Origin of the sequence: Amycolatopsis sp. NPDC051071 (assembly GCF_040682875.1) — a bacterium.
Classification (GTDB): Bacteria; Actinomycetota; Actinomycetes; order Mycobacteriales; family Pseudonocardiaceae; genus Amycolatopsis.
Window position 1 is genome coordinate 1 of record NZ_JBFBBY010000249.1, and the last position, 8713, is coordinate 8713.

Below are 8713 nucleotides of genomic sequence, written 5' to 3' on the forward strand. Positions count from 1 at the left end.
GCCAACGCGGACGACGACGTCCACACGCTCCACATGAAGGCGGGCGACGCGCTGCGCTCGTACCACCGGACGAAAAACGTCCTATGGGGACCCCTCATGACACTCGTGAGGCTCGGGCGCGAGGTGACCAGGGTCAGGCGTGGTCGTCTTCGCCGAGGCGGTGCACCCGGATGAGGTTGGTCGAGCCGACGGTCCCTGGCGGGGAGCCGGCGACGATGACCACCAGGTCACCCTTGGCGTACTTGCCCATTTCGAGCATCGCGTGGTCGACCTGCTGGATCATCTGGTCGGTGGAGTCCACCTTCGGCACGATCCGGGTCGTGGTGCCCCAGGTCATCGCGAGCTGGCAGCGGACGCTCTCTTCCGGCGTGAAGGCCAACAGCGGCAGCCGCGTGTGCAGCCGCGCGAGCCGCCGGACGGTGTCACCGGACTGGGTGAAGGCGACCAGCGCCTTCGCGTTCAGCCGCTCACCGATGTCGCGGGCCGCGTACGAGATGACGCCGCGCTTGGTACGCGGGACGTGTGACAGCGGCGGCACGACGGGCGAGTCGGTCTCGACGGCCTCGATGATCCGGCCCATCGTCTGGACCACCTCGATGGCGTAGCGGCCGACGCTGGTCTCACCCGAGAGCATGAGGGCGTCCGCGCCGTCGAGTACCGCGTTGGCGACGTCCGAGGCCTCCGCGCGGGTCGGACGGGAGCTGTTGATCATCGATTCGAGCATCTGCGTCGCGACGATGACCGGCTTCGCGTTCTCGCGGGCGATCTGGATGGTGCGTTTCTGCACCAGCGGGACCTGCTCCAGCGGGAGCTCGACGCCGAGGTCGCCGCGCGCGATCATCACCGCGTCGAAGGCGAGCACGATGGCTTCGAGGTTATAGACCGCTTCGGGCTTCTCGATCTTCGCGACCACCGGCAGGCGGCCCTTGCCGACGCGGTCCATCACCTGGTGGACCAGATCGATGTCGGCGGGCGAGCGGACGAACGACAGTGCGATGAAGTCCACACCCAGTTCGAGCGCGAACTCGAGGTCCTCGATGTCCTTTTCGGACATCGCGGGCACGGAGACGTCCATACCGGGCAGGGAAACGCCCTTGTTGTTGCTGACGGGGCCGCCTTCGGTGACCTCGCAGACGACGTCCTGGCCGTCGACTTCCTTGACCACGAGGCCGACCTTGCCGTCATCCACCAGGAGACGGTCGCCGGGCTTCGCGTCGTCAGCGAGTCCTTTGTAGGTGGTCGAGACGCGGTCGTGGGTGCCCGCGACGTCCTCGACGGTGATCCGCACGATGTCGCCGTTGTGCCACTCGACCGGCCCGCCCGCGAAGGTGCCGAGACGGATCTTCGGCCCCTGAAGGTCGGCGAGGACGCCCACCGCGCGGCCGGAATCGGCGGCGGCGGTGCGGATGAGGTCGTAGACCTGCTTGTGGTCGCTGTGCGTCCCGTGGCTGAAGTTCATCCTCGCGACGTCCATCCCGGCGTCGACGAGTTGCCGCATCTTCTCCGGCGTAGCGGTCGCGGGGCCCAGGGTACAAACGATCTTCGCGCGTCGGCTCACGTTCATACAGCGTAGTCCCTCATCGGTGCCACGTCTTTACCGATACCGAAAGTTCAAGAAAAGTGTCAGTTCACCTGGGAGACGGACAACTGCCGAACAGGGTTCGATGGTTATCGGCGCGGTTTCTCGCTCGGACCCACGCGGTCACGTGCCCATTCGTTGAACACCCGCACCTGCCGCCACGCCTTCCGCACCCGGTCGAAGGCACCCCGTTCGTGCAGGACGTCGTCCGGCTCCCAGGCGCGGACGGCGTACACCGAGCGGTACTTCAGCAGATCGATGCGCGGATGGTCCTCGGCGAAGCCGCGCGGCTTGGACTTGAGCCGGTCGCCCTTGATCTCCCAGCCGGACTTCTCCAGCTTCGCGAGGATTTTGCCCAGCTCGTCGCCGTGCGGTTCGGTGTCGACGGCCTTGCGGAAGCGGGCAAGCTGATCGGACTCGAAATGGAAGCAGCCGCCGCCGACACGCAGCCCGGCCGGGCCGACCTCGACGTAGTACGCGCCGCCGCCGCGGCCCTGCTCGATCACCGCGCCACAGTGGGTCTTGTAAGGCGTCTTGTCCTTGGCGAACCGGACGTCGCGGTACGGGCGGAAGACCTTCCCGGTGCCGAAGCCGTCACCGAACTCCGGGACCAGCTCCGCCAGCAACGCCTCCATCGGCGCGCGGACGTCGGCCTTGTAGGTGTCGAGGTTCGCGTCCCAATAGGACTTGGAGTTGTCGGCCTCGAGACCGTCGTAGAAGTCGATGGCGTACTCACCGAAACCCTCGAAACCCATGCGGTGACGTTAAGCCCACCCACCGACAAGCGCGTGAAGGCCCCCTTTCCCCGGGTCAGCCGAGGGAAGGGGGCCATCACACGCGCCCGAGAGAGGCTTACTTGGCGAGAGCGGTGATCAGCTCGCCGTTGGCGGTGTCACCGGACCGCTCCCAGAAGAAGGCGCCGCCGAGACCCTGGTTCTTGGCGTAGCGACCTTGCCGCCGATGGTCGCCGGGGTGTCGTAGTCCTCGATGTCCGCTTCATAGGTGCCCTGTGCCGCGCCGGTCGCGGTGCCGCCGGGGGCGTCCTGGGTGACGCCGGTCCAGCCGCGGCCGTAGAAGCCGATGCCCAGCAGCAGTTTGCTCGCCGGGACGCCCTTGCTCTTCAGCTTCTGGATCGCCGCGTCGGAGTGGAAACCGGCGGTCGGGATGCCCGCGTAGTCGTTCAGCGGCGAGTGCGGGGCCGTCGGGCCCTGCGGGGCCATGCGCCGAAGTAGTCGTAGGTCGGTGACCAGCTTCGAGCCGAACTTCGTCCGCAGCGCCCGCGCCAGCTCCTTGATCGCGGCCGCGCCGCTGGTGCCGCACGAAAGCCCGCAGGCGTTCGCGTACTCCCAATCGATGTCGATACCGTCGAAGACGCCAACCCAGCGCGGGTCGTTGACCAGGTTGTAGCAGGACTCGGCGAACTTGGCGGGATTCTTCGCCACCTCGCCGAAGCCGCCGGACCAGGTCCAGCCGCTGGTCGCCGCTTCGGCGTCACCGAGGGCGCAGCCACCGTTGGTCACGTTGCCGAACGAGTAATTGATATGGGTCAGCTTGCTCGCCCACCCGATGTGTCGATGTTCTTCACCTGATAGTTCCGCTGGTAGACGCCCCACGCCGGAGTTACTCAAACTGAGCCAGCCAGCCGTATCGAAGCATCCGCGTGTACTACGCGAGGCTGGTCTGGTCACCGTCCGTGTCGTCGCCCAGCGCCGGTGCTACCGGTTCCGGGAGGCCCGGATCGACGGGCTGGAGCGGCATCTCGACGAGGACAGTCAGTGAACAGGTAACGGCTCGAACGTGATCCCGGTGTCGGCCGCGCGCCGCGTCCCCCAGTCGTAAAGCGCCTGGAGTGCGGGGCGTAACCGCTCCCCCTCCTCGGTGAGCCGGTACTCGACATGCGGCACGCGGCCTTCCCGGCTCTCGCGGAGCACGAGGCCGTCCGCCTCCAGTTCACGCAGGTGCTGGGTCAGCATCTTCTCGCTGACGCCGGGCATCCGCCGCCGCAGTTCGCCGTAGCGGTGCGCGCCCTCCTTCAGATGCGAGAGGATCACCGGCTTCCACTTGCCGCCGATGACGTCGACGGCCAGCTCGACCGCGCAGTGGTACCGCTTCATCACCGCTCCCCTTGGTACGCACCGAAAAGTAAGCGGTTGCCCCCGGTGGCCTGGGGTGCTTGCCTTGCCGGAACGAAGATCACCGCCACTGGGAGGACCCTACGTGACCGAGACGCCGACGTTGTACGAATGGGCAGGCGGGATGGACGCCCTGCGGCGGCTGACCCAGGTCTTCTACGACCACGTCCTGAAGGATCCGTTGCTGGAGCCGGTCTTCCGCGACATGGACCCCGGCCATCCCGAGCACGTCGCGGTCTGGCTCGCCGAGGTCTTCGGTGGCCCGGAGAGCTACAGCGGCGAGCACGGCGGCCACCGGCATATGGTCGGACGGCACCTCGGCAAGGCCATCACCGAACAGCAGCGCCGTCGCTGGGTGAACCTGCTCTTCGACTCCGCCAACGAGGCCGGGCTCCCCGCCGATCCGGAGTTCCGCTCCGCGTTCGCCGCGTACGTCGAATGGGGCAGCCGGCTCGCGGTGATGTTCTCCCAGCCGGGCCGCGAGGTCACCGTTCCCGAGCCGATGCCGAAGTGGGACTGGGGCAACCGCCCGCCCTGGCAGCCGCCGTCGGACTGAAGGCGTTCATAGGGCGTGTCTGGAAAGGAGGCCGCCGCGATCCGGGTCGACGGCCGGACCCTGCGCTGCGTGGACGTCGTGACCGCCGCCGGAACGGCGTACCAGCAGGTGCCGGCTTGCGAACTGGTCGCGGCCGTCCAGGCGCTGCGGATGGCCGAACTCGTCGCCCTGCCCGCACGAGACGCCTGCGAAACCGCCCTCATCTGACGCCCGCGTGGCGGGGATCAGCAGCAACAGCCTCGGCGGGCCGGCGACTGGATCCGCGTGCTCGCGCCGGGGGCGGGCGGGCGGCTGGCGGCGACCTCGACGTCGTCGAGCATCCGCCGTCGCGCCGCCTTGTCCAGGACGCGCCCTCGCGTGATCACCAGATCGATTTTCGCGATGTTCCGGATGTCGGCGGCCGGATTCGCGTCCAGCAGCACGAGGTCCGCCTCCTTCCCCACCGTGACCGTGCCCGAAGTCCGCTCGCGGCCGAGGAACTTCGCCGCGTCGCTCGTGACGGTCTTCAGCGCCCGCAACGGCGAGAGGCCCGCCTCGACCAGGAAGGCCAGCTCCTCGTGCAGCCCGCTGCCGGGGAAGGTGTACGGATTGAGGCAGTCGGTGCCGCCGATGAGCCCGACGCCCGCGTCGTCCGCGGCCCCGACCAGCCGCAGCGTCTCCTGGTAGTACCGCTCGTGCAGGACGATCTCCGACGGCGTCTTCGGCGCGAACCGTTCGATGCCGATCGCCCAGCCCTCGCGGATGTCGGCGGGCATGTACTTCAGCCGCGGATCCTGCTTGTGGGTTTCGGCGGGCTGCGTGACGATCCGGTTGATCGTCAGCGTCGGCGAATGCCAGGTGCCGTTGCGCCGCAACCGGCTGAAATAGGACCACGCCGCGCTGGGGCTGTACGAGGAGACCGACTCGAACTCCAGCCGCCTGGCGAGGTTGAAGAAGTCGCGCGGCGCCGCCGGGTCGAAAGGCGTCGCCTTCAGCCTGGCGAGGATCTCGTCGCGACGGCTCGAACAGTGGACGGACACCCCGAAGAAGTGCTCGAAACTGTGCTGGCCGAGATCGCTCGCCTCGAAGTGGGACACCTTGTACGGCCAGTGCCCGGAAAACCGCAGCCCCTGGTCGTGGGCCTCGTCCGCGACCGCACGCAGTGCCTCGGGACCGAGATAGGAGTAGACCTTGACAAACTCGGCACCCGCCGCCTTCTCCGCGCGGATCGCCGCCCGTGCCTCGGCTTCGGTCGACACCTGGAGCACCGGCGGGCCCAGCAGCGTGACCGGTCCGTCGACGATCCCGCTCGCCAGCACGAGACGCGGGCCGAGCAGGTCCCCGCGTTCGATCTTGTCCCGGGTCGCGCGGTTCTCGGCGTATCCCCACATCTCGCGGGCGCCTGTGACGCCATGGGCCAAGTGCAGTGGCGGCACGATCTCTTCGAGGTCCGCGCCGTGGGTGTGCATATCCCACAGCCCGGGGATGAGGAACTTCCCGCGACCGTCGATCACCCGCGCGGCACCGGTTTCCGGGACCTGATCGGAGCCGCCGACCCAGGCGATCCGGTCGCCGACGAGCACGACGGAGACGTCGCGGCGCGGAGCCGAACCCGTGCCGTCGATCAGCGTGACGCCTTTGATGACGACGATCTCGCCCGTGCCTGCCGCGGCCGTACCTGGCAGCATCCCGGCGAGTGCCACCCCGGCCCCGCTCGCGGCGAGCCATCTCAGGAACTCGCGCCTGTTGGATCCCGCTCCGGTCATGAAGACCCCGCCCTTCCACCCAGATGCCCCGGATGGCCGATTCAACTCGCCGCGAGGGCGGGGCCGCAAGGAAAAGCGAAGGCCCCTTACCGAGCTCAGCACAAAGTAAGGGGCCTTCTCCTGAAACGCGGCTCAGCCGAAGAAGACTTCGGCTTCTTCGTACCTTTCGGCCGGGACGGTCTTCAGCTCGGCGGTCGCTTCGGCGAGTTTGACGCGGACGATGTCAGTGCCGCGCAACGCGACCATCACGCCGAAATCACCGTCGGCGACGGCGTCGACCGCGTTGAGGCCGAACCGGGTGGCGAGCACCCGGTCGTAGGCCGTCGGGGTCCCGCCGCGCTGGACGTGCCCGAGCACGACCGCGCGGGACTCCTTGCCGGTGCGGGCGGCGATCTCGTCGGCGAGCCAGGTGCCGATGCCGCCGAGCCGGACGTGCCCGAAGGCGTCCTTCTCGCCGGTGAGCAGCCGCTCCTCGCCGCCCTCGGGCAGCGCGCCCTCGGCGACCACGATGATCGGCGCGTACTCCTTCTCGAAACGGCGCTCGACCCACGAGACGACCTGGTCGACGTTGAAGTGCCGCTCCGGCACCAGGATCACGCTCGCGCCGCCGGCGAGGCCGGAGTGCAGCGCGATCCAGCCCGCGTGCCGCCCCATGACCTCGACGACCAGGGCGCGGTGGTGCGACTCGGCCGTGGTGTGCAGCCGGTCGATGGCCTCGGTGGCGATCGAGACGGCGGTGTCGAAGCCGAAGGTGTAGTCGGTGGCTCCGAGGTCGTTGTCGATCGTCTTGGGCACCCCGACGACGCCGATACCGTCGTCCGTGAGCCGCTTCGCGACGCCGAGGGTGTCTTCGCCGCCGATCGCGATCAGCGCGTCGACCTGCTGCTCGGCGAGGACGGTCTTGATCTTGTCGACACCGCCGTCGATCTTGTACGGATTGGTCCGCGACGAACGCAGGATGGTGCCACCGCGGGTGAGGATGTCTTCGACGTCGTTCAGGCCGAGCGGACGGCTGTCCCCGGTGAGGGGACCGTTCCAGCCGTTGCGGAACCCGACGACGTCCCAGCCGTGCACCTCGATGCCCTTGCGCACCACAGCGCGGATCACCGCGTTGAGCCCCGGGCAGTCGCCACCGCCGGTCAGCACACCGACACGCATCAGAAGCCTCCGTCTTGTGTTCTGTAGGGAGAAGACAGTCACATGTCCCGGCGCTTAGGGTAGCGGCAGTTCTCTGGATCGGTGCAGGGCGGACCACCTCGGGAATCGGTCCGCGACAGACGATGTGCTAGCTTGGCGTCGTGCAGCGCTATTACTGGTTTACGAAGCCGGCCCCGGGTGGGCACGGCGGCGTCAACCTGCGCTGACCACCACCCCGAGCCGGATCACACCGGCTCGGCGAGGTCCCGCGGGTCGGTATCCCTTTTGAAAGGAACCAGACCCGCGATGTCTCCCTCCGCTGACACCCTCATCGCCCTCGACGGGCACCGCACGGCGGCCGTCAACCCGCTGCTGTCGCCCGCGATGCTGCGGCACGAACATCCGATGACGACGGAAATCGCCGATACCGTCCTAGCCGGGCGGGCCGCGGCCGTCGACATCCTCGACGGCCGGGACGACCGGCTCCTCGTCGTCGTCGGGCCCTGCTCGGTGCACGACGCGGACGCCGCACTCGACTACGCCCGCCGCCTCGCCGCCAAGGCCGAAGAACACCGCCGCGACCTGCACATCGTCATGCGCGTCTACTTCGAGAAGCCGCGGACCACGCTTGGCTGGAAGGGCCTGATCAACGATCCGGGCCTCGACGGCACCTACGAGGTCAACCACGGCCTGCGGATGGCGCGCAAACTGCTGCTCGACGTCTCCTCGCTCGGCCTGCCGGTCGGCTGCGAATTCCTCGACCCGATCACCCCGCAGTTCATCGCCGACACCGTGACCTGGGGTTCGATCGGCGCGCGGACCGCCGCGAGCCAGGTGCACCGGCAGCTGTGCAGTGCGCTCTCGATGCCCGTGGGGATCAAAAACTCGACCGAGGGCGATGTCCAGGTCGCCGTCGACGCCACCCGCGCGGCCGCCGCGAGCCACGTGTTCGCCGGCATCAACCCCGACGGTCTCGCCGCGCTGATCACCACCGCCGGTAACGAGGACTGCCACGTGATCCTGCGCGGCAGCGCCACCGGCCCGAACTACGACGCCGCGACCGTGTCCGACACGCTGGCGCGACTGGCGAAGTCGGGACTGCCGGAACGCTTGATCATCGACGCGAGCCACGGCAACAGCGCGAAGGACCACGTGCGGCAGGCCGCCGTCGTGCGCGAACTCGCCGGGCGGATCGGCGCCGGTGAGCGGGGCATCGCCGGGCTGATGCTGGAAAGCTTCCTGGTGGCGGGACGACAGGACCTGACGCTGGGCTCGGCGGCTTCACTGACCTACGGACAGTCGATCACGGACGCCTGCCTCGGGTGGGACACGACTGCGGAACTGCTGGACACGCTGGCCGAGGCGGTGGACTCGCGGCGGTGAGGGCGTCGGGGTCGCGAGCGGCGGGTCGGGGTGGTCGGTGGGGCGGGTCGGCGGGTTGGGTCGGGGTGGGTCGGCGGGTCGGGGTGGGTCGGCGGGTCGGGTTGGGTCGGCGGGTCGGGTTGGGTCGGCGGGTGTCATGAAAGGGTCTTTCAGGACACTTTTTGTCCTGAAAGACCCTTTC

General features: G+C 68.6%; 9 protein-coding genes and 1 pseudogene. 4 read left to right on the top strand and 6 right to left on the bottom strand.

Annotated features, from left to right (window positions below; translation table 11 throughout):
* Positions 1–133: 133 nt before the first annotated feature.
* From pyk to AB0M65_RS38875, 3 genes are all read right to left on the bottom strand, one after another.
* Positions 134–1558, bottom strand: a complete 1425-nt coding sequence (pyk, locus tag AB0M65_RS38865; protein ID WP_364039951.1) for a pyruvate kinase — start codon at positions 1556–1558, stop codon at positions 134–136.
* A 110-nt stretch (positions 1559–1668) separates the two neighbouring features.
* The gene (locus tag AB0M65_RS38870) at positions 1669–2334 is read right to left on the bottom strand and encodes a DUF2461 domain-containing protein (RefSeq protein WP_364039954.1); all 666 of its coding nucleotides are present in this window, start codon (positions 2332–2334) and stop codon (positions 1669–1671) included.
* Positions 2335–2451: 117 nt separating this feature from the next.
* The gene (locus AB0M65_RS38875) at positions 2452–3099 is read right to left on the bottom strand and encodes a glycosyl hydrolase family 18 protein (protein ID WP_364039957.1); all 648 of its coding nucleotides are present in this window, start codon (positions 3097–3099) and stop codon (positions 2452–2454) included.
* A 103-nt stretch (positions 3100–3202) separates the two neighbouring features.
* Here AB0M65_RS38875 and AB0M65_RS38880 point away from each other — a divergent pair.
* Positions 3203–3358, top strand: a pseudogene (locus AB0M65_RS38880) (ArsR family transcriptional regulator); the annotation flags it as partial.
* On the opposite strand, the gene AB0M65_RS38885 reads toward AB0M65_RS38880, so the two are convergent.
* On the bottom strand, positions 3352–3693 hold the full coding sequence (locus tag AB0M65_RS38885; RefSeq protein ID WP_364039960.1) for a helix-turn-helix domain-containing protein: 342 nt from the start codon (positions 3691–3693) through the stop codon (positions 3352–3354). The pseudogene AB0M65_RS38880 and the gene AB0M65_RS38885 sit on opposite strands and share 7 nt — an antisense overlap.
* Before the next feature lie 103 nt (positions 3694–3796).
* On the opposite strand from AB0M65_RS38885, the gene AB0M65_RS38890 reads away from it, so the two are divergent.
* Both AB0M65_RS38890 and AB0M65_RS38895 read left to right on the top strand, forming a co-directional pair.
* Complete coding sequence (locus AB0M65_RS38890) at positions 3797–4267, top strand: group II truncated hemoglobin (RefSeq protein ID WP_364039963.1); 471 nt, start codon at positions 3797–3799, stop codon at positions 4265–4267.
* A gap of 15 nt (positions 4268–4282) precedes the next feature.
* Positions 4283–4474, top strand: a complete 192-nt coding sequence (locus AB0M65_RS38895; protein WP_364039966.1) for a hypothetical protein — start codon at positions 4283–4285, stop codon at positions 4472–4474.
* 17 nt (positions 4475–4491) lie between these two features.
* Here AB0M65_RS38895 and AB0M65_RS38900 read toward each other — a convergent pair whose 3' ends face one another.
* Together AB0M65_RS38900 and AB0M65_RS38905 are read right to left on the bottom strand one after the other, a co-directional pair.
* Complete coding sequence (locus AB0M65_RS38900) at positions 4492–6012, bottom strand: amidohydrolase family protein (RefSeq protein WP_364039969.1); 1521 nt, start codon at positions 6010–6012, stop codon at positions 4492–4494.
* Positions 6013–6144: 132 nt separating this feature from the next.
* On the bottom strand, positions 6145–7170 hold the full coding sequence (locus AB0M65_RS38905; protein WP_364039972.1) for a 6-phosphofructokinase: 1026 nt from the start codon (positions 7168–7170) through the stop codon (positions 6145–6147).
* 285 nt (positions 7171–7455) lie between these two features.
* On the opposite strand from AB0M65_RS38905, the gene AB0M65_RS38910 reads away from it, so the two are divergent.
* Entirely contained in the window at positions 7456–8532 is a 1077-nt protein-coding gene (locus AB0M65_RS38910; protein WP_364039975.1) for a 3-deoxy-7-phosphoheptulonate synthase, read from the top strand.
* Positions 8533–8713 lie beyond the last annotated feature (181 nt).

Coding starts and splice junctions, on each gene's coding strand:
- AB0M65_RS38910 (WP_364039975.1), top strand. CDS start 7,456: ATGTCTCCCTCCGCTGACACCCTCATCGCCCTCGACGGGCACCGCACG.
- AB0M65_RS38870 (WP_364039954.1), bottom strand. CDS start 2,334: ATGGGTTTCGAGGGTTTCGGTGAGTACGCCATCGACTTCTACGACGGT.
- AB0M65_RS38885 (WP_364039960.1), bottom strand. CDS start 3,693: ATGAAGCGGTACCACTGCGCGGTCGAGCTGGCCGTCGACGTCATCGGC.
- AB0M65_RS38905 (WP_364039972.1), bottom strand. CDS start 7,170: ATGCGTGTCGGTGTGCTGACCGGCGGTGGCGACTGCCCGGGGCTCAAC.
- AB0M65_RS38900 (WP_364039969.1), bottom strand. CDS start 6,012: ATGACCGGAGCGGGATCCAACAGGCGCGAGTTCCTGAGATGGCTCGCC.